The organism is Glycomyces mayteni (assembly GCF_042428885.1).
GTDB lineage: Bacteria > Actinomycetota > Actinomycetes > Mycobacteriales > Micromonosporaceae > Glycomyces > Glycomyces mayteni.
On the sequence record NZ_JBHMBP010000001.1, the window covers coordinates 644273 to 668467 of the forward strand.

A 24195-nucleotide genomic window follows, 5' to 3' on the forward strand; every position below is an offset into this window, starting at 1 on the left:
TTCAGCTCCCCTTCAGCTACCCCCCGCTACGGTTGAAACCGGGGGCCCTCTCCCAGGCGATGTCCTCCCCGTCAGCGTGCGCCGCAGCACGGACGCCCCGGCGCTGCGCGCCGGGGCGTCCGTGGTCGTGCGGTGTGTCCTTACTCTCCCAGTCGCGCGCCGATGCGGCCCTTCCAGGCCGCGTCGATGTCCTCGCGGGAGATGTCGAAGTGGTCGCGCAGGTGCAGGCCGTCGGTGTTCGCGTCGGCCACGCCCAGGGGCGTGATCGGCAGGCCGCGGGACTCGCAGGCGCTGCGCACCGCGAGCTCCTGGCCGCGCGGGATGACGACGAGGACCCGCCCGGACGACTCCGAGAACAGGTACGTGAACGGGTCGGCGCCCTCGGGCAGGAGGATCTGCGCGCCCATGCGCGAGAACGAGATCGCCTCGACCAGCGCCTGCGCGAGCCCGCCCTGGGACAGGTCGTGCGCGGCCGCGAGCTGCTCGGTCTCGGCCAGGCGCGAGAGCAGGTCGGCGAGCTTCATCTCGTGGTCCAGGTCGACCTTCGGCGGCACGCCGCCGAGGTGCCCGTGCTTCACCGACGCCCATTCCGAGCCCGAGAGCTCCTCGCTCGTGGTGCCGACGAGGGCGATGGTGTCGCCGGTGCGGCCCAGGCCGAGCGGGATGCGCCGGGCCACGTCCTCGATGACGCCGAGCACGCCGATGACGGGCGTCGGGTGGATCGCCTCGCGGCCGGTCTGGTTGTAGAACGAGACGTTGCCGCCGGTGACGGGGATGCCGAGCTTCTGGCATCCGTCGGCGATGCCGGTGACGGCCCGCTCGAACTGCCACATGACGTGCGGGTCCTCGGGGGACCCGAAGTTGAGGCAGTCGGAGACGGCGATCGGGGTGGCGCCGGTGACGGCGACGTTCCGGTACGCCTCGGCGAGCGCGAGCTGCGCCCCGTGGTACGGGTCGAGGCGCGCGAAGCGCCCGTTCCCGTCGAGGGAGATCGCGATGCCGACGCCGGTGCGCTCGTCGAGGCGGACCACGCCCGCGTCGTGCGGCGTCCCGAGGACGGTGTTCCCGAACACCGACGAGTCGTACTGCTCGGTGATCCAGGACTTGTCGCACAGGTTGGGGCTGGCGGCCATGTCGAGGACGGTCTGGCGGATCTCCTCGTCGGTGGTCGGCCGCGGGAGGGTCTCGGCGCGGTCGACGGCGATGAGGCCGAGGTCGTTCGGCTCGGCGAGGGGCCGGTGGTAGACCGGGCCCTCGTCGGCGAGGGACTTCGGCGGGACGTCGACGACGGTCTGGCCGTGGAAGTCCACGACGAGGCGGCCGGTGTCGGTGACGGTGCCGATCGCGGTGGCCAGGAGCCCCCAGCGGTGGGCGCGCGCGAGCACTTCCTCGGCCTTGGCCGGGTCGACGATGAGGAGCATCCGCTCCTGCGACTCGGACGCGAGGATGTCGTGCGGCTCCATGCCCTCGGCGCGCAGCGGCACCAGTTCGAGGTCGACGTGCATGCCGCCGTCGCCGGCGGCCGCGGTCTCGCTCAGGGCGCAGGTGAGCCCGGCGCCGCCGAGGTCCTGGACGCCGACGACCAGCTGGGCGTCGAACAGCTCCAGGCACACCTCGATGAGGAGCTTCTCGGTGAACGGGTCGCCGACCTGCACGGACGGGCGGGCGTCGTCCTCGCCGGACTCGGAGAACGTCGCGGAGGCGAGGACGGACACGCCGCCGATGCCGTCGCGGCCGGTCTTCGCGCCGAGGAGGATCACGACGTTCCCGGTGCCGGAGGCCTGCATCGACTGGAGGCGCGAGCGGGGCATGACGCCGACGCTGAGCGCGTTGACGAGCGGGTTGCCCTGGTAGCACGGGTCGAAGTAGGTCTCGCCGCCGATGTTCGGCAGGCCCACGCAGTTGCCGTAGTGGCCGATGCCGTCGACGACGCCCGGGAGGACCCGGGCGGTGTCGGGGTGGTCGATGGCGCCGAAGCGCAGCGAGTCCATGACGGCGATCGGGCGGGCGCCCATCGCGATGATGTCGCGGATGATGCCGCCGACGCCGGTGGCCGCGCCCTGCTTGGGCTCGACGTACGACGGGTGGTTGTGCGACTCGACCTTGAACGTCACCGCGATGTTGTCATCGATGGCGACGACCCCGGCGTTCTCGCCGATCCCGGCGAGGAGGCGCGGGGTCCGCGGGTTCTTCTCGCCGAACTGGCGCAGGTGCACCTTGCTCGACTTGTACGAGCAGTGCTCGGACCACATGATCGAGTACATGGCGAGCTCGGACTGGGTGGGGCGGCGCCCGAGGATCTCGCGGATCCGCTGGTACTCGTCCTCTTTCAGGCCCAGTTCGGCCCACGGCTGCTTCTCGTCGGAGGTCGCCGAGGCGACTCCCACGGTGTCCACTGCCACGTAGTTGCTCATCGGCTCGCTCCCTCGCTGAGGTGGGCCAGGACGGAGGCGACGACGCCGAGGCCGTCGGTCGACGGCCCGGTCAGCGCCTCCACGGCGTGCTCGGGGTGGGGCATGAGGCCGACGACGTTCCCGGCCTCGTTCGCCACCCCGGCGATGTCGCGCATCGAGCCGTTCGGGTTGTCGAGGTACCGGAAGACGACCCTGCCGTCGGCCTCCAGCCGGTCGAGGGTCGCCTCGTCGGCGACGTACCGGCCTTCGCCGTGCTTGGCGGGGAGGACGATCTCGGCGCCGGGCGCGAACGCGCCGCTCCAGGCGGTCCGGGTCGTCTCCACGCGCAGGCGCGCGGGCCGGTTGCGGTAGCGCAGGTGGGCGTTGCGCACCAGCGCGCCGGGCAGCAGGTGCGACTCGCACAGGACCTGGAAGCCGTTGCAGACGCCGAGGACGGGCATCCCCTGGGCGGCGGCGGCCTTCACGGTGTCCATCACCTGGCTGAAGCGGGCGATCGCGCCGCAGCGCAGCGCGTCGCCGTACGAGAACCCGCCGGGCAGGAACACGGCGTCCACGCCGTGGATCTGGGCGTCGTCGTGCCACAGCGCCACCGGCTCGCCCCCGGCCAGGTACACCGCGCGGGCGGCGTCCCGGTCGTCGAGGGAGCCGGGGAACGTGACGACCCCGACGCGCGCGCTCATGCGCCCTCGATCGAGATCGCGAAGTTCTCGATCACGGGGTTGGCGAGGAGCTGGTCGGCGATGACGCGCGACTGCTCCTCGACGTTCCGGGCGTTCTCGTCGAACTCGATCTCGACGCGCTTGCCGATCCGCACCGACGCCACGTCGGTGACGCCGAGACGGGGCAGCGCCCCGAGGACGGCCTCGCCCTGGGGGTCGAGGATTTCGGACTTCAGCATCACGTCGACCACTACACGGGCCACGGTCGCACTCCTGTCGGTCACATGGACGGAACAGGACCAGCATATTCACGGGCACTGACCTGGGCCAGCGCCGCGTTACGGGGACGGTGCCAGGTCACAACCCGTCAGAGGATGGAACCGGGGCGGTACGCGGCCGCCTCGGGGTGCGCTTTCGCCGCCTGCGCCACTCTTTCGGTGACACGGTCGACCTGATCGCCTGCGGCGCCGGTGAATTCACCCGTATTCGCGACGAGCGCGGCGAGTCCGGCCCGGTCGAGGGGGAGCCGCGGGTCGGCGGCGAGGCGGTCGAAGAGGTCGTTCTCGCGCTGGCCGTCCTCGCGCATGGCGCGGGCGACGGCGACGGCGTGCTCCTTGATGGCCTCGTGGGCGTCTTCGCGGCCGGCGCCCTGCCTGAGGGCCTCCATGAGGACTTTCGTGGAGGTCAGGAAGGGGAGGTACCGGTCGAGTTCGGCGCCGATGACGGCGGGGTAGGCCCCGAAGTTGTCGAGGACGGTGAGGAACGTCTCATAGAGCCCGTCGACGGCGTAGAACAGGTCGGGGAGGGCGACGCGGCGCACGACCGAGCAGGACACGTCGCCTTCGTTCCACTGGTCGCCGGCGAGTTCGCCGAGCATGGCGGCGTAGCCGCGGGCGACGACGGCGAGGCCGTTGACGCGCTCGGAGGAGCGGGTGTTCATCTTGTGGGGCATGGCGGAGGAGCCGACCTGGCCGGGCATGAAGCCCTCGGTGGCGAGTTCGGCGCCGGCCATGAGCCGGATGGTGACGGCGGCGGAGGAGGGGGCGGCGACGGCCTGGACGAGCGCGGTGCCGACCTCGTAGTCGAGGGACCGGGGGTAGACCTGTCCGACGGAGTCCATGACGCGCTCGAATCCGAGGTGGGCGGCGATGCGCTGCTCCAGTTCGGCGAGTTTCGCGGTGTCGCCGCCGAAGAGGTCGAGCATGTCCTGGGCGGTGCCGACGGGGCCTTTGACGCCGCGCAGCGGGTACCGCTTGAGGAGGTCGTCGATGCGGTCGTGGGCGGCGAGGAGCTCTTCGGCCCAGGTCGCGAAGCGCTTCCCGAGGGTGGTGGCCTGGGCGGGGACGTTGTGGCTGCGTCCGGCCATGACGAGGCCGCGGTACTGCTGGGCGCGGGCGGCGAGGCGCACGAGCGCGGCGACGATGCGGCCCTGGACGAGTTCGAGGGACTGGCGGACCTGCATCTGCTCGACGTTCTCGGTGAGGTCGCGGCTGGTCATGCCCTTGTGGATGTGCTGGTGGCCGGCGAGGTCGGAGAACTCCTCGATGCGGGCTTTGACGTCGTGCTTGGTGACGCGCTCGCGCTCGGCGATGGAGGCGAGGTCGACGGTGTCGAGGACGCGCTCGTAGTCGGCGACGACGCCGTCGGGGACGGTGACGCCGAGGTCGTGCTGCGCCTGGAGGACGGCGATCCAGAGGTGCCGCTCGGCCTTGATCTTCCCGACGGGGTCCCAGATGTCGCGCATCGGCGCGGAGGCATAACGCTCGGCGAGCACATTCGCAGTCACGGGGCAATGATGACACTGCGCACGCCGGGTCGGCGGGGACCGGCCCGCGGGAGTAACGGGCGCCGCCCGCAGGGCGGGTGGGCGGGGTAGTGGTAGTTCCATCCCTAGCCCCCACCCACCCCGGGGAAGATAGGCGCCATCTTCCCGGCCGGGTCCGACAGGATCGGGCCCCGGCGCCGCCCGTGTCGCCCGATCGGGGGACGGGTCCGTAATGCGGGCCACTCGGCGTGGCGGTTAACCAGCACGTATCCACCCCGTAAACTGGCCGGGTGCGAGTACTCCTGATCGGCTCCGGCGGCCGCGAGCACGCCCTCGCGGCGGCCCTGGCCGCGGACGCTTCCGTCACCAAGCTCATCTGCGCCCCCGGGAACCCCGGCATGGCCGCGCTCGGCGAGTGCGTGCCGGTGAACCAGACCGACCCCGCCGCGGTGGCGTCCCTGGCGGTGACCTCCGCCGCCGACCTCGTGATCGTGGGCCCGGAGGCCCCGCTCGTCGCGGGCGTCGCCGACGCGGTCCGCGCGAAGGGCATCCCCGTGTACGGCCCGAACGGCGAGGCCGCCCGCATCGAGGGCTCGAAGGCCTTCGCGAAGGAGGTCATGGCCGCCGCGGGCGTCCCGACCGCCGCCGCGCGCGCCTGCCGCACCCGCGAGGAGGCCGAGGCCGCGCTCGACGAGTTCGGCGCGCCCTACGTCGTCAAGGACGACGGCCTCGCCGCCGGCAAGGGCGTCGTCGTCACCGAGGACCGCGAGCAGGCGCTCGCCCATGCTCTCGACTGCGAACGCGTCGTCATCGAGGAGTACCTCGACGGCCCCGAGGTGTCCCTGTTCGTCATCGCCGACGGCACCAGCGCGAAGCCGCTGCTGCCCGCGCAGGACTTCAAGCGCATCGGCGACGGCGGGACCGGCCCGAACACCGGCGGCATGGGCGCGTACACGCCGCTGCCGTGGGCCCCGGACGACCTGGTCGCCGAGGTCATGGAGCGCGTCGCCGAGCCGACCCTCGCCGAGCTCGCCGGGCGCGGCATCCCGTTCGTCGGGACCCTGTACTGCGGCCTCGCGCTGACCTCGAAGGGCCTCAAGGTCGTCGAGTTCAACGCCCGCTTCGGCGACCCGGAGATCCAGGCGGTCCTCGCGCTCCTGGAGACCCCCCTCGGGGAGCTCCTGTACGCGGCCGCCACCGGCAAGCTCGCCGACTTCGGCTCCCTGTGGTGGCGCGAGGGCGCCGCCGTGTGCGTCGTCGTCGCCAACGAGGGCTACCCGGGCACCACGGTCACCGGCCGCCCCCTCTTCGGCGCCGACACCGAGGGCGTCCTCCACGCGGGCACCGCCCTCGACGCCTCCGGCCAGCTCATCGCCACCGGCGGCCGCGTCCTCGGCTGCGTCGGCACCGGCCGCTCCGTCGCCGAGGCCCGCCAAGAGGCCTACGCCCTCACCGAAGGCGTCAAACTCGAAGGCGGCTACTACCGCAAGGACATCGCCGCGAACATCTAGCCCCGCAGCGAAAAGGCCGCGACCCCCCAGGGGCCGCGGCCTTCCGCGCGTCTAGGCGGCGAGGGGGGCCCGGGAGGTCGGGCAGGACATGCATCTGGGGCCTCCTCGGCCGGAGCCGAGTTCGGAGCCGGGGATGGTGAGGACCTTGACGCCGGCGCGTTCGAGGCGGGCGTTGGTGACGGTGTTGCGCTCGTAGGCGACCGCGACGCCGGGGGCGAGGGCGAGGGTGTTGTTGCCGTCGTCCCACTGCTCGCGCTCGGCGGTGACCACGTCGCGCTCGCCGGTGTGGATGGTCTCGATCGCGTCGACGCCGACGGCCTCGGCGGCGGCGTCAAGGAAGCGGCGGGGGCCGTCGATGGCGATGCGGTCGCCGTCGGGGGTGATCGTGTACGACTCCAGGCGCTGCGCGGCGGGCGCGTAGATGACCATCCGGTCGCGGTCGACCATGGTGCACACCGTGTCCAGGTGCATCGTGGCGCGGCGCTGCGCGATCGGGACGGCCAGGACCGTGCGGATCGTGCCCCGCTCGAAGACCTTGCGCGCCAGGCGCTCCACGCCCGCGGGGGTGGTGCGCTCGCCGACGCCGACGGCCAGCACACCCGGCGCGAGCGCGAGGACGTCGCCGCCCTCCAGGTGCTCCAGCGACGGGTCGTACAGCTTCGGGACGTCGGCGAACCGCGGGTGGTGGTGGTAGACGATGCCCGTCAGCGTCGTCTCGCGGCGTCGCGCGGGCATCGCCAGGCTGGTGACGGCCACGGCGTCGCCGATCCACACCGACGAGTCGCGTGTGAACATCGTGTTGGGGAGCGGGTCGATGACGAACTCCACGGCCCGCATCATCCGGTGCCGCAGGCTGCTCGACGGCCCGAACTCCTCTTTCGTCAAGCCCTCCACCAGGACCGACGCGAGCCGCTCGGGGTCCAGGCCCGACAGGAACGCCGCGAGCTCGCGCCCCAGCGTCTGCCCCAGCCGCGGGTCGGCCGCGACGCCGACGGTGACCGCCTCGCGAGCCTCCTCCAGTTCGAGGCACTCCCGGAGCAGCGCACTCAGGTACAGGACCTCCACGCCGTGCTCGGTGAGGACCCCCGCGAACCGGTCGTGCTCCTCCTGGGCGCGCTCGACCCACGGGATGCCGTCGAACAGCAGCGCGCCGTTGTTGCGCGGCGTCAGGCGCCGCAGCTCTCCCCCGGGGCGGTGGAGCATGACGCTGCGCAGGCGCCCCACTTCCGAGTCGACTCCGTACGCGGGCGCGGCATCTGCACTCATGACCCGAGGGTAGACGCGCCGGGGACGAAGATCAACTTTTCTCAGTTAACATGGACAGACTGAGCGTAACCACTACCCCCGGGGCGCCCAATTGACGCAACTCGAACTGGTCATCCCGCTCCGCGGCGCCGCGCCCGGACGCGATGGCAGGAGACTCGACGCGGCGCTGTCCACGTGGCGCACCGCGGTCGCGGCGAGCGCCGACGCGTGCCTGCTGCTCGCGGCCGACACGCGCGTCGTCGCGACCTCGCGCCCCGCCAGGCAGATCCTCGGGCTCGGGCCCGACATCGACATCGTCATGCCCCGCTTCCTCGACGCGGGCCTGCGGTTCCTGGACTTCACGGCCGGGGCGCACCCGCTCGTGGACGCCGAGCTCGCCCGGCTCGCGCCCGTCCAGGCGCTCCAGACCGACGCCCTCGAACGCAGCCTCATGCGCATCGAGCGCCGCGGCGTCCACCGCACGTTCGACGTGACGGCCTCGCCGCTGCACTCGCCGCCGCGCCTCGACGCGATCGGGGCGCTGGCGTTCCTCACCCCGATCGGACCTGCGTGAGAAGCGAAGGCCCGCTTACGGGTTGAGGTCGTAGACCACGGCCGTGTCGGTGCGCTCGACGTCGACGCCGAACGGGTCGGCCTCGGTGTCCAGGCCCGAGCCGGGCAGGACCACGACGGTCTCGATCCCCGCGTCGCGCAGCGCCGCAACGGAGTCGTCGCTCGGGAAGCTCTCGGCCATCGACTTGATGCCCGCCTGCTCGTCGGGGGTGAACGCGGCGACGCCGTTGGCGGTCTCCACGAACCCGTCGGTGCTCCAGTACTGGACCTTCGTGTCCCCGCCGCCCATGGGCAGGAACAGCACCGGGCCCTCCAGCGAGGCCATGTCGACCGGCGCGTCCGGGACCTGCGTGTACGGCGCGGCCGTGAGGCCCTCCCACAGGACCAGCACGATCGGGAGGAACAGCAGCGCGTGGACCCGCCTGGGGGCCTTCACCTTCAGGCGCTTGTCGACGCGGGCGCGGTGCGCCACGTCGTCGGCCTCGTCGGCGATCCGGGTGATCGTGCCCGCGGCGAGGACCGCGAGGATCAGCGTCAGGTAGATGACCAGGCGGCCCGGCGTGCGGATCGCCTCCCAGCCGGGCGCGTACTCGTACAGCGGCGCCCACGCCCACGACCCGTGGTCGAGGAAGTTGGGGCCCATGGCGATCGCGAAGACCGCGAAGCCGCCCAGGGCCAGCCAGAACCGCTGCCAGCCCGTCCAGCACGACCACACCAGGCCCGCGATCGCCAAGGCCGCGAGGGTGAATCCGACGAGGAGCGCCTGCTCGGGCGCCCACGTCAGGTCCGCGCGCGCGGCCTCGTGCGCCGCGCCCCACACGCGCGACTCCTCCGGGGCGATGATGAACGACTGCCACGTGGGGCTGAACCACGAGATGTAGTCGACGTCGCGGATCGACTCGGGGTAGGCGCGGGCGACCACGGCGTGCTTGTCGGCGATCCACAGGACCCCGAGGCTGAACACGACGCCGCCGACGCCGTCCGCCGCGAGCGTCTGCCACTTCAGGCGCGGGCGCATGATGAGCCAGTTCAGGCCCACGACCACGCCGACGCCCAGCAGCAGGTACACGAACGGGATGCCGAGCCCGGCGCCGATCGAGAACTGCCACAGGGCGGTCAGCCACCCGGCGACGATCCATCCCGGCCGCTGCTTCTCCGCTTTGAAGCCGTGCCGCAGGGACCAGCCGTGCCCGCGCGCGAGCATCGCCAGCGCGAGCGCGATCCCGCCGCACGACAGGACCTGGAGGTGCCCGGCCTGCCCGAGTTTCCAAGGGGCGTAGGCGAACGCGGCGGCGGCGACGGCCGAGCCGGCGACGCGGGCGCCGAGCTGGCGCAGGAGCGCGTACGCGCCGAGGAACGCGAGGGCGAACGAGGCGATGTAGAGGACGTTGTAGACGACGAGGGCGCTGGCGGGGCCGGTGGCGAAGAGCGCGAACGGCGCGTAGCCGAGGAGGGTGTCGGTGAACAGGTAGGCGTCGGTGAGGGGCCAGAAGCTGTTGGTGTCCCAGATCCCGGCGGGGTTGTCGCGCAGGGCGTGGCCGACCCAGCCGAGGATGTAGGTGAGGAGCAGCGGGTCGCCGGTGTCGTGGGGGATGACGTCGTCGAGGTCTTTGGCGAGGGGCCAGGTCATGGCGACGGCGAGGAAGGCGCTGAAGAGCGCGGCGAGGGTCCATTCGCTGCGGGCGGCGCGCGCGGCGAGCCGCCCGGCGGCGCGCAGGCGCCCGGGGGGCGGGCCGGGTGCGGCGGCGGAGGTCTCGCCGGAGGCGAAGCGCTGCCAGCGCTCGTGCTCGCCGGTGCTCGGGCCGTCGGACGCGGCGTCCTCGGCCTTCGGCTCGTTCTCGGCCGCGACCTGGACGCCGTCCTCGGGCTCGCGCCCCGGGTCCGAGTCGGTGGAGTCGGGTTCGGTGATCACCATGGGGTTCCCGCGGTCTCGCTGGGTGCTGTCCCGGCACATCCTACGGACGGTCGCGGGCCCGTGCCCGACCGCATGAGGGCGGTCCGCGAATCGGGGGCGGGCGGGGCCGTCACCTTTCGGCCGCCCGGTCGTTGAAAGGGGTTGAGACCTGATTCCCGCGGTGGACCCGGGTCCGCACGACACAGACGGCATCGCGGTTGGAGAGACGCAGGCATGGGAAGACACAAGACGAAGCTCGGTCAGCAGTCCCGGGCCCAGACGCGTCCTCCGCTGCCGTACCCGGTGAACGACGGCCGGATCAACCCGGTGGTCCAGGCGGCGATGGACCGGCGTTCGCAGCGGCGGCGCTCGCGTCTGGCGGCGCTGTCGGCGGCGGCGGTGATCGCGGCGGGCGGTGCGGCCGGGGTGAGCATGGCGACGGCCGACGAGCCGGAGGCGGGCACCGGGAGCGAGATCGTCTTCAGCGGCGACTGCGGCACGCTGGGTCTGCTGTCGGCGTCGTCGATCCCCGACGCGTCGGAGCTGACGGTCGAGCAGGGCTCGCAGGTGCAGTACACGAACGAGCTGGGCGCGAACGCCGAGCTGCACGTGGGCGACGAGGTGTACGACATCGCGAACGGCTCGTCGCAGGTGTTCGAGATGAACCGCTCGGCCGAGGTCGCGATGGTCCCCTCGTGCCACGGCCTGTTCGCCGAGTACGACTCCGCGCAGGTCCACGTCGTCGAGGCGCAGTCCGAGGAGCAGCCCGGCGGGAACGGCGAGTCGGGCGAGGAGGAGCCGGATTCGCACACGCTGCCCGCTCCGGCCGAGGACGGCGCTGACGAGAGCGGCGCCGACGAGGACGCGCCCGCGGGCGGCGACGCCGCGGGGCGGCAGGGCCCGGAGGACGAGGCGCCTGCGGCCGACGAGTCGGCGGCCCCGGTCGAGGACGAGGTGAACGCGTTCGGCGAGCCGGGCGCGGAGGACGGGGCGTTCGACCCGGCCGCGGAGGACGAGGTCGTCGCGGTCGACCCGAAGGCCGTGGCGGACGGCGCGAACGGGCTGCTGGCCCTGGTCGCGATCATCTGCCTGGTGGGGGTGGCCGCCGCGGTGGCGCGCACCCTGTTGAAGCAGCGGGCGGCGGTATGAGCACCGCCGTCCGGATGAAGGCCCCGGCGCCGCAGTCGGCCGCCGCAGCGGGTCCCGCCCACGGCTCTCCGGCTTGGACCGGGGGGCGGGTGCGGAACCGCCGCGAGCGGCAGCGGGCGGCCCGGTGTTTCACCGGCCCCGAGCCGGCCCGCCGCACGCGGCGGCCGGAGCCCGCGAAGGCGCCGCCTTCCGGGCAGTCGAGGCGCGGCACGGTGGAGTCTCCGTGAGGCACTGCGGCTCGGGCACTCGATGATGGTCATTTCCTCCCCAGGTCCCACACCGATCGCCCGGACCAGTGCCTCACGGCCCCGCCGGAGTACGCACATGTGAACACGCACGGAGCAGCGCCCGCAGGTCTCGGCGGGCGCTTCGTCGTCCCGTGTCCGCTTCCGGTGGGGCCGATGGGTCTCCAGTGACGAGGGACGCTGGTCGTTGCGGGTGCGGCGAGGGACCATTGGGGGTCAGGCCCCTGCGGCCGGGCGCACGCACCGATGCGCAACCGTTACGGGTCTGGGGATCGGCCCCGCTTGTGTGCGCGATGGTCGCTGCTTTAGCGTGGGCCGCAGCAATTCGTCCGCGTCCCCCGCCCTTTTGAAGAGTCAGGTTCCCAGCTGTGACCTCCAAACACGCCTCATCGCGGCGGCTCTGGCCCTACCTCGCCGTCCCGGGTCTCGCCGTGCTCGTCGCGGCCGTGGTGTTCATTGTCGGCTCCGGCCGCGACGACGGCGGCTCGGGCGGCTCCTCCGACGAGTCCCTGCCGGGCTCGCAGGCCGACGACCTGTCGAGCTCCTCGCTCCAGCCGTCGGACGAGGAGCTGCGGGAGGCCGCGCAGGTGCAGCTCCAGTCGCAGCTCGACGAGGCGGTGGCCGCGTTCCTCGCGGAGGAGGACGACGAGAACTTCTACGCGGCGGTGGCCGTGGACGACGGCGAGTTCCGCCTCGACTACGACGGCGAGGTGCAGTACGACACGGCGTCGGTGGTGAAGGTCGAGATCCTCTCGATGATGCTCAAGGAGTACGGGACGCTCGACCAGGTCCCCGGCTGGCTGCTGGACCGCGCCGAGCTGATGATCCGCGAGTCGGACAACGACGCGACGAACGACGTGCTGTACGGCGGGACGTTCGACGACGGGCATGCGGCGATCGCCCAGGCGCACATCGACTTCGGCCTGGAGCACACGAACCCGAACGAGACCGAGCAGTGGGGGAAGACCCAGACGACGGCGCTCGACCAGCTGCGGGTCCTGGAGATCGCGCTGTACGAGGACGCGGGGGTCCTGGACGCCGAGCAGACCGAGTACGCGCGCTCCCTCATGGGCGACCTCGCGGACTTCCAGCAGTGGGGCGTGTCCGCGGCGGCGGCCGACGGCGAGACCGTGTGGATGAAGAACGGCTGGGACACCCGCGACGCGATGGGCGGGGAGTGGGTCGTCAACTCCATCGGCGTGGTCGCCGGGGACACCGACGCGCCCATCGAGATCGCGATCCTCACCGGCGGCTCGTCCTCCCAGGAGGAGGGCATCGAGCGGGTCGAGGCGCTCGCCGAGATCGTCCGGACCGTCGTCGACACGGACCCGTACGCCTGATCCGGAAACCCTATATCCTATAGGATATAGGATGCACGATCCGGGGCGGATTCCGCGGCGGGCGGTAGGCGACAATCGCTGCATGAGCGAACTCGTTGACGCGCTGACCGCGGCGGGCCTGGCGCCCGTGACCGACTCGGACGTGCTGGCAGCCCACTCGGTGGACCACGCCGGGCTCGTCCCGGCCGGGCGCGCGGCCGCGCTGGTGCGGGCGCGCTCGACCGCGGAGGTGAGCGCGGCGGTGGCGGTGTGCGCGGAGCTCGGGGCGCCGGTGGTCCCGCAGGGGGCCCGGACCGGGCTCGCGGGCGCGGCGACCGCGGTCGACGGGGCGCTGCTCCTGGACGTCTCGGGCATGGACCGGATTCTGGAGATCGACCCGGTGGACCGGCTCGCGGTCGTCCAGCCGGGGGTCCTCAACGCCGCGATCTCCACGGCCGCAAGCGAGTTCGGGCTGCGGTACAGCCCCGACCCGGGGTCGTGGCAGATCTCCACGATCGGCGGGAACATCGCGACCGCGGCGGGCGGCATGTGCTGCGTCAAGTACGGGACGACCCCGGAGTACGTGCTGGGCCTGGAGGTCGTGCTCGCCTCGGGCGAGGTGATGCGGTGCGGGCGGCGCACCGCGAAGGGCGTCGCCGGGTACGACCTGGTGCGCCTGTTCTGCGGTTCCGAAGGGACCCTCGGGATCATCACCGAGGCGACGGTGAAGCTCGCGCCGGTCCCGGCGCAGCGGCTCACGCTCGCGGCGGTGTTCGGCACGACCGCCGACGCGGGCCGCGCGGTCACCGCGATCATGGCCGAGGGGAAGCAGCCGAGCCTGCTCGAACTCATCGACAACGTCCACCTGCGGGCCCTCGAAGCGCTGCGCCCCATGGGACTGCCGACCGAGGCCGCGGCGCTGCTGCTCGTGGCCGCCGACGCCGACCCGGACGCGGAGCTCGCCGCGATCGAGGCGCTGTGCACCGAGGCCGGGGCGAGCGAGGTGTACCGGGCGACCGACGCCGAGGAGGCCGACGCGCTGCTCGAATCGCGACGCAGCGCCTACCACGCCATGGAGAAGCTGGGGACGGTCCTGGTCGACGACGTCGCGGTCCCGCGGGCCCGGCTCGCCGAGGCCCTCGACGGGGTGCAGGCCGCGGCCGAGCGGCACGGCGTCGTCATCGGCGTCATCGCCCATGCGGGGGACGGGAACCTGCATCCGAACATCATCGTCCACCCGGAGGTCCCCGGCTCGCTCGAAGCGGGCCGGGCGGCGTTCGACGAGATCCTGGAGATGGCGCTCGCCATGGGCGGCACCATCACCGGGGAGCACGGGGTGGGAATGCTCAAGCGCGAGTGGCTGGAACGGGAGGTCGACCCGGTGAACCTGGCGGTGCAGCGGCGGTTGAAAGCGGCGCTCGACCCGCTCGGCATCCTCAATCCGGGGAAGGTTCTCGGCTGACCGGCCGGACCGAATGCGGGCGGCGTTGCCGCAGGCGGCACCGCCTTTTCACGCGAGTGTGTTTGGCGCCGATGCGGTTTCGTGTCGGTCCTGTGACACGGTAATGGGGCCGCAGCGCTTGCCCATTCGCTGCGGCCCCGATAAAGTGGAGGAGCTCCACTTTTCATTGGCACCGGTAGGGCTGTGCCCGATTGCCCTTACCGGCTTAGTGCCCCCGGATGTTCCGTGCCTCCCGGAAGACTGCCCATGTCCCTCCGATTGGCTTGTCGGCGTGACCGGAACACTCATTACTATGAGGACCGTCTCTGAACGGGACCTGTGGCGAGCCTGGGAAGAACCTGGGAAACGATGCCGAACCGTTACGAAGGCACTTCGAATCCCGCGAGTTTGTCCAGCTCAGCGGTGATGTCCGGGCGCTGCGCGACCGCTTCGCCGTCGATCTGAGTGATGAAGGCCACACCTCGGACGGAGGAGCTGAGCCACGCCGCCTCGGCGTTCTTCAAGTCCCCCACCGAGATCAGCTTCTCGCCGGTCTTCAGGCCCGCCTTCGGGGCCTGCTCCAGCAGGTACGCGCTCGTGGTGCCGGGCAGGATGCCCGCGGAGGTCGGCGTGGTGAAGACCGTGTCGCCTTCGAGCCACAACAGCGAGGACGTGGGGCCTTCGAGCGCGAACCCGTCCGCGGACACCCACAGGGCGTCGTCCGCGCCCTGGGTCTTCGCCCAGCGGGTCACCGCCATCATCGACGCGTACGACAGCGCCTTCACGCCGCCTAGAAGCCACGGGGCGTCGCCCCGCGCATCGGCATTCACCCCCAGGGTCGCCGTGGCGATCCGCAGGCCGTCGCGGCGCGGCAGGATGCGCTCGCGCGGCACCGGGTCCACGGTCGCGTAGACGGTGGGCGGGCCGCCGGCCTCGCGGCCGCGGGTCGCGACCAGGCGCAAAGCGCCCTCCCCCTCGGCGCGCTCGCGCCACGCCACGAGCGCCTGCTCGGCCAACTCGGCCAGCTCGGCCTTCGCGGGCAGCTCGAACTCCATGCGGCGCGCGGAGTTCGCCATCCGGTCGAGGTGCTCGGAGAGCAGGAACGCGGCGCCGCCGCGGACGTTGATCGTCTCGAAGACGCCGTCGCCCCGGAGGACCCCGAGGTCGTCGGCGCACAGGAGCGGCGCGTCGGAGTCGACGACGCCGCGGTGCAGTACTGCGGTTACTAGTGCCATCCGCTCATTGTGCTCCCCGCCGGGGAGCGATCCGGCGAGCGCCCGGCGCAGTACCATGCAGTCATGCCCACCGAAGCCGAGGCCGAGACCGAACTGGCGGCGGTGCTGCGCTCCAAGGGCCTGCGCATGACCGCGCAGCGCCAGCTCGTCCTGGAGGCGGTCCGCGCGCTCGGGCACGCGACCCCCGAGCGCATCCACGAGCGCATCCGCGGCCAGGTCGAAGGCGTGAACATCACCACCGTCTACCGCACCCTGGACCTCCTCGAAGAGCTCCAGCTCGTCTCGCACACCCACCTCTCCCACGGCGCCCCCACCTACCACCTGTCCGGCGACCGCGGCCACGCCCACCTGGTGTGCCACCGCTGCGGCCGGATCACCGAAGTCGACCCGTCGAAGTTCGCAGGCGTGCGCAGGGAGGTCGCCGACGCCACCGGATTCGTCATGGACGTCGGCCACGTCGCCCTGTTCGGGACCTGCGCCGACTGCCTGGAGAAGCACGCATGACCACGATCGGACCGTCCCCGCTCCTCGCCGCCCCCGGCGCCGTCGCCACCGCCGACGGCCGCACCGCCTGGCACTACGGCGGGCCGCTCAAGGAGCAGAAGGCGGCCATGGAGACCGGCGCGCTCTTCGACCGCTCCGACCGCGACGTCCTCTCCGTCACCGGCGCGGACCGCCTCACCTGGCTCCACTCCCTCTCCACCCAGCAGCTCACCGCCCTCAAGCCGCACCAGGGCACCGAGACGCTCATCCTCTCCCCGACCGGCCGCGTCGAGCACCACGCGAACGTCTACGACGACGGCGCCACCACCTGGCTCGACACCGAGCCCGGCCGCGGCGAACCGCTCCTGAAGTACCTGGAGCTCATGAAGTTCCGCACCGAGGTCGACATCAGGGACGAGTCCGCCGACTGGGCCCTGTTCACCTTCACCGGCATCGCCCGCGCCGAAGACGACGCGCCCGTCGTCCAGCCCGTGCCCGTCGCCAAGTTCGCGTCCAAGGACCTCCTCGCCGTCCCCACCTCCGTCTACCCCGGCGGCCCCTTCCGGGAGACCGACGGCTGGACCCGCCGCACCGACGCCCTCGGCGTCCCCACCTTCGACGTCCTCGTCCGCCGCGGGCAGCTCGCCGAAGCCGCCGAAGGCGCGGAGACCCTCGCCGGGACCTGGGCCTGGAACGCCCTCCGGGTCGCCGCGAAGCTCCCCGCGTTCGGCGCCGACACCGACGAGAAGACCGTCCCCCACGAGGTCCCGCACTGGCTCGCCGCCGCCGTCCACCTCGACAAGGGCTGCTACCGCGGCCAGGAGACCGTCGCGAAGGTCCACCACCTCGGCCAGCCGCCCCGGCGCCTCGTCATGCTCCACCTCGACGGCACCGACGAGCACCCGCCCGCCCACGGCACCCCGATCACCTTGGACGGCAAGGAAGTCGGCTACATCGGCACCGCCGTCCAGCACTACGAGCTCGGCCAGATCGCGCTCGCCGAGGTGAAACGGTCGGCCGTCGCGAACCAGGACGTGCGCCTCATCACGGGCGATCAGGCCGCGAGCCTCTAGCCGCCCGGCTAGCCTCGCAGTATGAGTGCTTCGTACCGAGGCGGCGAACCCGTCGCCCAAGTCGTCAGGTCCGGATTCGCCGAGAGCTTCCACCGGGGCAGCGTGGCCGTGACCGACCCCGCGGGAAGCCTCGCCGCCGCGATCGGCGACGCCGCCTCCCCCGTGTTCCCCCGCTCCTCCAACAAGCCCATGCAGGCCCTCGCGATGCTCCGCGCCGGCTGGGAGCCCGGCACCGAGGCCGACCTCGCCATCGCCGCCGCCAGCCACCGCGGCGAACCGTTCCACGTCGAACGCGTCCGCTCCGTCCTCGCGCACGCCGGCCTCACCGAGGACGACCTCCAGTGCCCGCCCGACCTCCCCGGCAACCCCGACGCCCGCAACGCCGTCGTCGCCGCCGACGGGCCCGAGCCCAAGCGCGTCTACATGAACTGCTCCGGCAAGCACGCCGGGATGCTCGCCGCCTGCGCCGCCGCCGGATGGGACACCGCGACCTACCGCGACCCCGAGCACCCCCTCCAGCGCCTCATCGTCGCCACGGTCGAAGACCTCACCGGCGAGGCCGTCGAGCACGTCGGCGTCGACGGCTGCGGCGCCCCCGTCCTCGCCGTCTCCCTCCACGGCATCGCCCGCGCCTTCGCCCGCCTCGTCGAAGCCCCCGAAGGCACCGACGAGCGCCGCGTCGCCGACGCCATGCGCGCCAACCCCCGCCTCATCGACGGCACCCGCGGACCCGACCAGCGCTCCATGACCGCCGTCCCCGGCCTCCTCGCCAAAGGCGGCGCCGAAGGCTTCCATGTCGTCGCCGCGCCTGGCGTCGGCGCCGTGGCCGTCAAGATCGACGACGGCGCCGGACGCGCCTCCATGCCCGTCGCCCTCCGCGCCCTCACCGCCATCGCCGGACTCGACGTCCCGCAGGCCGCCAAACCCGAGATCGACGCCCTCTCCGGGCCCGAGATCCTCGGCGGCGGCAAGCCGGTCGGCCGCGTCCGCACCCTCCTCTAGTGGCCCCGGCCTCAACGGAGGCAATACCCCGTTGAGCGGGACTCGCCGCGCAGGGTACTATCGTCGCGTTGCAAGTCCCGACACGCGCGAGTGGCGGAATGGCAGACGCGCTGGCTTCAGGTGCCAGTGTCCGCAAGGACGTGGGGGTTCAAGTCCCCCCTCGCGCACAGGCAAAGGCCCGATGGTTTCGACCACGGGCCTTTTCGCTATCCACGGCCTGGATGGCGAGCGGGAACACCTTCCGGGGCTTCCGCGTTAGGCTCGAAGCAAGGGAACGGAACCACCATCGACACGACTGTGGGGTCAATGCGACCATGAGCGACGCGAACACCGAGCCGGACCGAGACGAGCGGGAGAACGAGGACGACCTCCTCATCGTCGACGCCGAAGGCAACCCGGTCGCCACCGCCAAATCCGCCGCGCACGCCGACTCCGAGGACGAGGACGGCGACCCCTACGAGACCGACCCGACCCGGCTCGTCAGCGAGCCCGCCAAGGTCATGCGCGTCGGCTCCATGATCAAGCAGCTCCTCGAAGAGGTCCGCGCCGCCGAACTCGACGAGAAGGGCCGCCAGCGCCTCCGCGACATCCACGCCCGCTCCATAGCCGAACTGGAGACCGGACTCGCCCCCGAGCTCCGCGACGAGCTGGAGCGCCTGTCGCTGCCGTTCGGGCAGGACGAGATCCCCACCGAGGCGGAGCTGCGCATCGCGCAGGCCCAGCTCGTGGGGTGGCTCGAAGGGCTGTTCCACGGCATCCAGGCGGCGCTGGTCGCGCAGCAGATGGCCGCGCGGCTCCAGCTCGACCAGATGCGCGGCGGGGAGCTCAAGGCCCTGCCCGCCGGGAGCGACCTCCCGCCGCAGCTGAGGGCGGTCATGGCCGAGCGCGCCGCGCGCGGTGACGACCGCGACCACCCTCCTGGCCAGTACCTGTAGCGGCGCCGAATGCCATAGACTCGGCCCTGCCTTCCCGGCGGGGCCGTCGTCGTCTTCGGGCGCGGCCCTCGGGAACGACGGCTCGCGGGTTTCGCCTCCGGCGGTTCGCGAGCCATAATTGTGCCGACCCGTCCCTAGGGTGAGACCACTGGAGAGCTGAGCACGGTGCTGTACAGGACGCTGCAATGGACGGCCGCGCCGGCCGTCAAACTGATCTACAGGCCGTGGATCGACGGGAAAGAGAACATCCCGGAGACCGGGCCGGTGATCCTGGCGTCGAACCACCTCTCCGTGGCCGACCACTACTTCCTGGGCCTGACGACGAAGCGGCACATCGCGACCATGGCGAAGATCGAGTACTTCACCGGCGCGGGCGTCAAGGGCAAGATCATCTCCTCCACGGTCAAGGCCCTCGGGCAGGTCGCGGTGGACCGCTCGGGCGGGCGCAAGAGCGCCTCGGCCCTGGAGCCGTCCCTCGAAGTGCTCGAAGAGGGCCGCGTGTTCGCGATCTTCCCGGAGGGGACCCGCTCGCCCGACGGGCGGCTATACCGCGGCAAGCCCGGGGTGGCGCGCCTGGCGCTGGCGTCGGGGGCGCCGGTGGTGCCGGTGGGGCTGATCGGGACGGAGAAGGTCCTGCCGATCGGGGAGTCGCGGCCGCGGGTCGCGCCGGTGGGCGTGCGCGTGGGGCGGCCGCTGGACTTCACGCGGTACAAGGGCATGGAGAACGACCGGGTGGTGATCCGCGCGGTGACCGACGAGGTCATGGACGCGATCCGGCGGCTCACGGGCCAGGAGTACGTCGACAAGTACGCGAAGCGCAACAGCCCCGGGAAAGAGAACGACGAGTAGTCGTTCCTTCCTTAGGGCGTCGTCGCGGCGTCGGTGGGGGTCGGGGTCCCGGTCGGCAGACCGGTGGGCAGCGCGGTCGGCGCGCCGGTGGTGAGTTCGCCCACGGTGTCGGGGCCGCTGGGGAGGTCCGCGAGCTCGGTGACGGTGACCGACCAGACCTCGACGGGCACGGACGGGGGGCCGTCCGACTCGACGGTCTCGGAGAGCGCCGCGATGTCGTCGAGGACCTCGAAGCCGTCGACGATCCCGCCGATGACGCTCACGCCCGCGGTCGGCACGGCCGCGCCGCGGATGAGCGCGAACGCCGAGCCCGCGCGGCCGCGGTCGTCGGTGACGAGCGCGAGGACGTCGGCGACGTCGTTGCCCGCCATGCCGGTCTCGGCCTGGAACCGCCAGCCCGGGCCGTAGGAGTCATCGGACTCGGGGTCGGCGCCGGGGGAGCCGCAGCGCAGGACCGCGGTCGGGTCGACCGCCTGCGTGGTGAGCCGGTCGCATTCGTGGTTGGCGTAGAACCCGGCCTCGGCGAGGTGCGTGAACGCGTCCACGCCGCACGGCGCGAGGTCGCCCCACAGCATGACGGCGATCTCCCCGTAGTTGGTCTGGACAACCGCGAGCGACCGCTCCGGCGGGGCCGCGGGGTCGAGCGGGTCGGCGCCGCTCCCGGCGTCCTCGGCCTCGGTCACGTTGCAGCGCGCGGAGATCACCTCGCCGGTGTCGCCGCCTTCGCCGCCGCCGTCGCGGAACGCGAGCCAGGCGACCCCGGCGATCGAGCCGGCGGTGAGGACCACCGCGCCGAGCCCGGCGAGGCCGCGCTTCCACCCCGAGCCGCGCTCCCAGGGGGGCGTGGACTTGAAGGGGCTGGAGGCTACCGGCTCGTGCTCGGTCGCGGCTGGGGTCCCGTCTGCGGGGCGGCTGGGCTCCATGACTCAGCATCGTACGGGGCGTCGTCTCGGGCGAGGTAGGCGTATCCGACGCAGATCAGGCCGTAGGAGACGGCCACGCCGACGAGGGTCCCGGGCGCGTAGCCGTCGGTGGGGACGACGAGCGCGGCGGCGAACAGGCCCGCGAGGTACCCGACGTTGTAGACGGTGTCGTTGACGCTGAACACGCGCCCGCGGTAGGCGTCCTCGACGCCGCGCTGGATGCTCGTGTCGACGGTGATCTTCACGCCCTGCGAGGCGATGTTGATGAGCAGGACCGCGACGGCGAACATGACCGGCCGCATGGTCCCGGCGAGGGCCGCGGCGACGACCGCGCACAGGGCCATGAGGACCACGACCCAGTTCTTGGGGCCCCACACGCGGGTCGCGCGGGGGGTGACGATCGCGGCGGCGAGGACGCCGACGTTCCCGAGGACCGCCAGGACCAGCAGCCAGGAGATCGTGGTGGTGCGGGCCGGGTCGGACTCGACGTCCCAGAAGAAGCCCATGAACAGGGCGATCGCGATGATGAACACGATGCCGTACAGGAACCGGTGCAGCCCTTGGACGGCCATCGCGAGGGCGGGTCCGCGGCGCGTCCCCAGGTGCTTGAAGCCGGCGACCATCCCGGCGGTGGTGGCGGCGACGCCCTTCCACAGGCCGCCCGCGGGCGACTCGTCCTCGGCGGGGCCCAGGCCGGAGCGCTTGAACGCGGCCCAGATGAGGCACGCGGAGACGAGGTAGCCGCAGCCCGCGGCGAGCGCGAGCATCGAGTAGGAGACGCCGGAGTCGATGAGCTTCGCGACGCCGGTGGTGGCGAGGCCGAGGCCGTAGGCGAGCGCGCCGAGCGTGGAGGCGAGGGAGTTGGCGGTGACGAGGTCCTGGGGCGGGACGACCTGCGGGTGGGCGGCGCCGAGCCCGGCGAGGACGAACCGGTTGGCGGCGAGGACGACCATGGCGCACAGCACCCACGACCAGTTGAAGCCGCCGGGGAGGGTCAGGCAGATGACGATCATGAGGGCGGCGCGCACGAGGTTCGCGCCGCCGATGAGGTTGCGGCGGCTGAACCGGTCGAGGACGGTGCCGACGTAGGGGCCGAGCAGCGAGTACGGGCCGAGGAGGAGCGCGACGGCGGCGGCGTACCGGAACGGGTCGCCCGCGTCGCCGAGCGCGGGGTTGAAGAACACCGAGAGCGCCAGGGACGCCTGGAACATGCCGTCGGCGGCCTGGGAGGTGAGGCGCACCGCCAGCAGGTGCCGGAAACGGCGGTTGCCGGCGAGGTTGCGGACGTGCCCGTCGGTGCGCATCGTCCGAGGATAACTCCGGGGATTGCCAAGGGGGACCCCGATTTTGGAATCGGGGTCCCCCTTGGGGAGGCGTTCGCGGTGCTTAGAGCCCTGCGATGAAGTTCTCGACGGAGATGCGGGCCTCTTCGTCGGAGAACTGCTTGGCCGGGGACTTCATGAAGTACGAGGAGGCCGACTCGACGGGGCCGCCGTGGCCGCGGTCCATCGCGATCTTCGCGGCGCGCACCGCGTCGATGATGACGCCCGCGGAGTTCGGGGAGTCCCACACTTCGAGCTTCAGCTCCGCGTTGAGCGGCACGTCGCCGAAGGTGGTGCCCTCCAGGCGGATGTACGCCCACTTGCGGTCGGTCAGCCACGGCACGTGGTCCGAGGGGCCGATGTGGACGTCGGCGCCGAGCATCTCGTGCGGGATCTGGGACGTCACGGCCTGCGTCTTCGAGATCTTCTTGGACTTCAGGCGGGTCCGCTCCAGCATGTTCATGAAGTCCATGTTGCCGCCGAAGTTCAGCTGGTACGTGCGGTCCAGGCGCACGCCGCGGTCCTCGAACAGCTTCGCGAGCACGCGGTGCACGATGGTCGCGCCCACCTGCGACTTGATGTCGTCGCCGACGATGGGGACGCCGGCGTCGGTGAACTTCTGGGCCCATTCGGGGTCGGAGGCGATGAACACGGGGAGGGCGTTGACGAACGCGCAGCCCGCGTCGATCGAGGCCTGCGCGTAGAACTTCGCGGCGGTCTCGGAGCCGACCGGCAGGTAGCAGACGACGACGTCGGCCTTGGTCTCCTTGAGGACCGCGACCACGTCGACGGGCGCCTCGGACGACTCGGTGACCATCTCCGTGTAGTACTGGCCCAGGCCGTCGTGCGTCGGGCCGCGCAGGACCTGGACGCCGGTCGGGGGGACCTCGGCGAACTGGATGGTGTTGTTCTCCGAGGCGTTGATCGCGCTGGAGAGGTCCTGGCCGACCTTCTTCGCGTCGACATCGAATGCGGCGACGAACTCGATGTCGTTGACGTGGTAGTCGCCGAACTGGACGTGCATGAGGCCGGGCACCCGGTCCTCGGGAGCGGCGTCGCGGTAGTACTCGACTCCTTGGACCAGCGAAGAGGCGCAGTTGCCCACGCCGACAATGGCTACGCGCAGCTTACCCATCGCGCATGCCTCCTTTGTCTTGTTTATTTGGGTCTCCGGCGCTCGCAGCCGGATCGGGTGTTCCCTGTTCCGGAAGGGCGCTGGGCCCTCCCGTCCCGGCGACGGGATCGCCGAAGTCGTGGTGCTGCCGGGGGCGGCGGCCCTCCTCGGAGGCGATGAGCTCGTTGAGCCACCGCACCTCGCGCTCGGCCGTCTCCAGGCCGTGGCGCTGGAGTTCGAGCCCGTAGGCGTCGAGCCGCTCGGCGGTGCGGGCGAGCGCCTCGCGGATCCGCTCGCGGCGCTCCTCGACGCGGCGCCGGCGCGCTTCGAGGATGCGCAGGCGGGTGGCCGGGTCGGTGCGGGAGAAGAACGCGAAGTGGACGCCGAACAGGGCCTCGTCCGCGGACTCGGGGCCCGCGTCGGCCATGAGCTGGGCGAAGTGCTCCTTGCCCTCGGGTGTGAGCCGGTAGACCTTTCGGGCCCTTCGGCCACTGAGCAGGGGTTTCTCTGCCGCGGCGCGGGTGGCGAGGGTCTTCTCGGATGTGACGCCCGCCGGAGTCTCCTCGACGATGAGCCCGCGCAGGCGCATTCTTTTGAGGGTCGGGTAGAGCGATCCGTAGCTGAACGCCGCCCTGATGGCCCCCAGCAGGGCCAGCAGCCGTTTGCGCAGCTCGTAGCCGTGCATCGGGGATTCATGCAAGAGCCCCAGAATGGCCAGCTCCAACATCGGTCCCTCCTCTCACACGGCGATCTAACTGAGCGATGTATCGGACCGATACATCAGGATAACCTTAGCGGCAGGTGCAAATCACGTCAAGCGACGGGTCCGCGCCCTGTTCAGAGGCACTTCGATCCGATAGGCTCGTGCGCACGACGCGGTCTAGCGGAGTCCTCCCAGATTCGGTGTGCGAGACTGCGAGACGACCGGCCACCCCCCATGCCGGAAGTAGACCTTTGCGAACGCCGGTCCCGCCGGAGCGCCCCCCGGGGCGCCACCCTTCCGGCGCGCACCGGGCCGACCGGCAAGCCCCGCTGGGGTTACAC

Annotated in this window: 21 protein-coding genes and 1 tRNA gene; 11 read left to right on the forward strand and 11 right to left on the reverse strand. The window is 72.0% G+C overall.

The genetic code is table 11. The annotated features are described in order from the left end of the window. Window positions 1-140: 140 nt before the first annotated feature. From purL to purB, 4 genes are all read right to left on the reverse strand, one after another. Window positions 141-2414: a phosphoribosylformylglycinamidine synthase subunit PurL gene (gene purL / locus ACFFXY_RS03060; RefSeq protein WP_382345752.1), complete on the reverse strand. Its 2274-nt coding sequence runs from the start codon at window positions 2412-2414 to the stop codon at window positions 141-143. Then, window positions 2411-3094 carry a phosphoribosylformylglycinamidine synthase subunit PurQ gene (gene purQ, locus ACFFXY_RS03065; protein WP_382345754.1) on the reverse strand — a complete coding sequence of 228 codons (684 nt, stop codon included), beginning with the start codon at window positions 3092-3094 and terminating at the stop codon, window positions 2411-2413. Before purQ ends, purL begins: the two co-directional genes overlap by 4 nt. Further along, complete coding sequence (gene purS / locus ACFFXY_RS03070; protein WP_382345756.1) at window positions 3091-3336, reverse strand: phosphoribosylformylglycinamidine synthase subunit PurS; 246 nt, start codon at window positions 3334-3336, stop codon at window positions 3091-3093. Before purS ends, purQ begins: the two co-directional genes overlap by 4 nt. 104 nt (window positions 3337-3440) lie before the next feature. After that, window positions 3441-4859 (reverse strand): adenylosuccinate lyase, encoded by a 1419-nt coding sequence (purB, locus tag ACFFXY_RS03075; RefSeq protein ID WP_382345758.1) that lies wholly within the window; start codon window positions 4857-4859, stop codon window positions 3441-3443. Between the two features lie 269 nt (window positions 4860-5128). Here purB and purD point away from each other — a divergent pair, with 269 nt between their 5' ends. Then, complete coding sequence (gene purD / locus ACFFXY_RS03080; protein WP_382345760.1) at window positions 5129-6349, forward strand: phosphoribosylamine--glycine ligase; 1221 nt, start codon at window positions 5129-5131, stop codon at window positions 6347-6349. A gap of 51 nt (window positions 6350-6400) precedes the next feature. Here purD and ACFFXY_RS03085 read toward each other — a convergent pair whose 3' ends face one another. Beyond that, window positions 6401-7615 (reverse strand): arginine deiminase, encoded by a 1215-nt coding sequence (locus tag ACFFXY_RS03085; protein WP_382345762.1) that lies wholly within the window; start codon window positions 7613-7615, stop codon window positions 6401-6403. Window positions 7616-7706: 91 nt separating this feature from the next. Between ACFFXY_RS03085 and ACFFXY_RS03090 the strand changes: the two genes are divergently transcribed. Beyond that, on the forward strand, window positions 7707-8168 hold the full coding sequence (locus ACFFXY_RS03090) for a hypothetical protein (protein WP_359946551.1): 462 nt from the start codon (window positions 7707-7709) through the stop codon (window positions 8166-8168). Between the two features lie 15 nt (window positions 8169-8183). Here ACFFXY_RS03090 and ACFFXY_RS03095 read toward each other — a convergent pair whose 3' ends face one another. Further along, window positions 8184-10082: a hypothetical protein gene (locus ACFFXY_RS03095; protein ID WP_382345764.1), complete on the reverse strand. Its 1899-nt coding sequence runs from the start codon at window positions 10080-10082 to the stop codon at window positions 8184-8186. 213 nt (window positions 10083-10295) lie between these two features. Between ACFFXY_RS03095 and ACFFXY_RS03100 the strand changes: the two genes are divergently transcribed. From ACFFXY_RS03100 to ACFFXY_RS03110, 3 genes are all read left to right on the forward strand, one after another. Further along, entirely contained in the window at window positions 10296-11210 is a 915-nt protein-coding gene (locus ACFFXY_RS03100) for a prolipoprotein diacylglyceryl transferase (RefSeq protein ID WP_382345766.1), read from the forward strand. Between the two features lie 613 nt (window positions 11211-11823). Next, complete coding sequence (locus ACFFXY_RS03105) at window positions 11824-12795, forward strand: serine hydrolase (RefSeq protein WP_382345768.1); 972 nt, start codon at window positions 11824-11826, stop codon at window positions 12793-12795. A gap of 82 nt (window positions 12796-12877) precedes the next feature. Further along, window positions 12878-14236, forward strand: a complete 1359-nt coding sequence (locus ACFFXY_RS03110) for an FAD-binding oxidoreductase (RefSeq protein WP_382345770.1) — start codon at window positions 12878-12880, stop codon at window positions 14234-14236. 359 nt (window positions 14237-14595) lie between these two features. Here ACFFXY_RS03110 and ACFFXY_RS03115 read toward each other — a convergent pair whose 3' ends face one another. Continuing rightward, window positions 14596-15450 (reverse strand): aminotransferase class IV, encoded by an 855-nt coding sequence (locus ACFFXY_RS03115; protein WP_360053541.1) that lies wholly within the window; start codon window positions 15448-15450, stop codon window positions 14596-14598. Window positions 15451-15513: 63 nt separating this feature from the next. On the opposite strand from ACFFXY_RS03115, the gene ACFFXY_RS03120 reads away from it, so the two are divergent. The 6 genes from ACFFXY_RS03120 to ACFFXY_RS03145 all read left to right on the forward strand — a co-directional run bounded on the left by ACFFXY_RS03120 (window position 15514) and on the right by ACFFXY_RS03145 (window position 19792). After that, entirely contained in the window at window positions 15514-15954 is a 441-nt protein-coding gene (locus ACFFXY_RS03120) for a Fur family transcriptional regulator (protein ID WP_106362874.1), read from the forward strand. After that, window positions 15951-17006 (forward strand): CAF17-like 4Fe-4S cluster assembly/insertion protein YgfZ, encoded by a 1056-nt coding sequence (gene ygfZ, locus ACFFXY_RS03125; RefSeq protein ID WP_382345773.1) that lies wholly within the window; start codon window positions 15951-15953, stop codon window positions 17004-17006. Before ACFFXY_RS03120 ends, ygfZ begins: the two co-directional genes overlap by 4 nt. A 21-nt stretch (window positions 17007-17027) precedes the next feature. After that, the gene (locus ACFFXY_RS03130; protein WP_382345775.1) at window positions 17028-18008 is read left to right on the forward strand and encodes an asparaginase; all 981 of its coding nucleotides are present in this window, start codon (window positions 17028-17030) and stop codon (window positions 18006-18008) included. Window positions 18009-18092: 84 nt separating this feature from the next. Further along, window positions 18093-18175, forward strand: a tRNA-Leu gene (locus ACFFXY_RS03135). Window positions 18176-18322: 147 nt separating this feature from the next. Next, window positions 18323-18943: a bacterial proteasome activator family protein gene (locus tag ACFFXY_RS03140; RefSeq protein WP_382345777.1), complete on the forward strand. Its 621-nt coding sequence runs from the start codon at window positions 18323-18325 to the stop codon at window positions 18941-18943. 165 nt (window positions 18944-19108) lie between these two features. Further along, a complete protein-coding gene (locus ACFFXY_RS03145) occupies window positions 19109-19792 on the forward strand; it encodes a lysophospholipid acyltransferase family protein (protein ID WP_382345779.1) in 684 nt (227 codons plus the stop codon). 11 nt (window positions 19793-19803) lie between these two features. Here the strand turns inward: ACFFXY_RS03145 and ACFFXY_RS03150 are convergent, their stop codons facing one another. The 4 genes from ACFFXY_RS03150 to ACFFXY_RS03165 all read right to left on the reverse strand — a co-directional run bounded on the left by ACFFXY_RS03150 (window position 19804) and on the right by ACFFXY_RS03165 (window position 23878). After that, entirely contained in the window at window positions 19804-20715 is a 912-nt protein-coding gene (locus ACFFXY_RS03150) for a peptidylprolyl isomerase (RefSeq protein ID WP_382345781.1), read from the reverse strand. Beyond that, window positions 20658-22019, reverse strand: a complete 1362-nt coding sequence (locus ACFFXY_RS03155) for an MFS transporter (RefSeq protein WP_382345783.1) — start codon at window positions 22017-22019, stop codon at window positions 20658-20660. The genes ACFFXY_RS03150 and ACFFXY_RS03155 overlap by 58 nt, the downstream gene beginning before the upstream one ends. 82 nt (window positions 22020-22101) lie before the next feature. Then, window positions 22102-23172 (reverse strand): inositol-3-phosphate synthase, encoded by a 1071-nt coding sequence (locus tag ACFFXY_RS03160; RefSeq protein WP_382345785.1) that lies wholly within the window; start codon window positions 23170-23172, stop codon window positions 22102-22104. Next, entirely contained in the window at window positions 23165-23878 is a 714-nt protein-coding gene (locus ACFFXY_RS03165; RefSeq protein ID WP_382345787.1) for a PadR family transcriptional regulator, read from the reverse strand. The genes ACFFXY_RS03160 and ACFFXY_RS03165 overlap by 8 nt, the downstream gene beginning before the upstream one ends. Window positions 23879-24195: the final 317 nt, after the last annotated feature.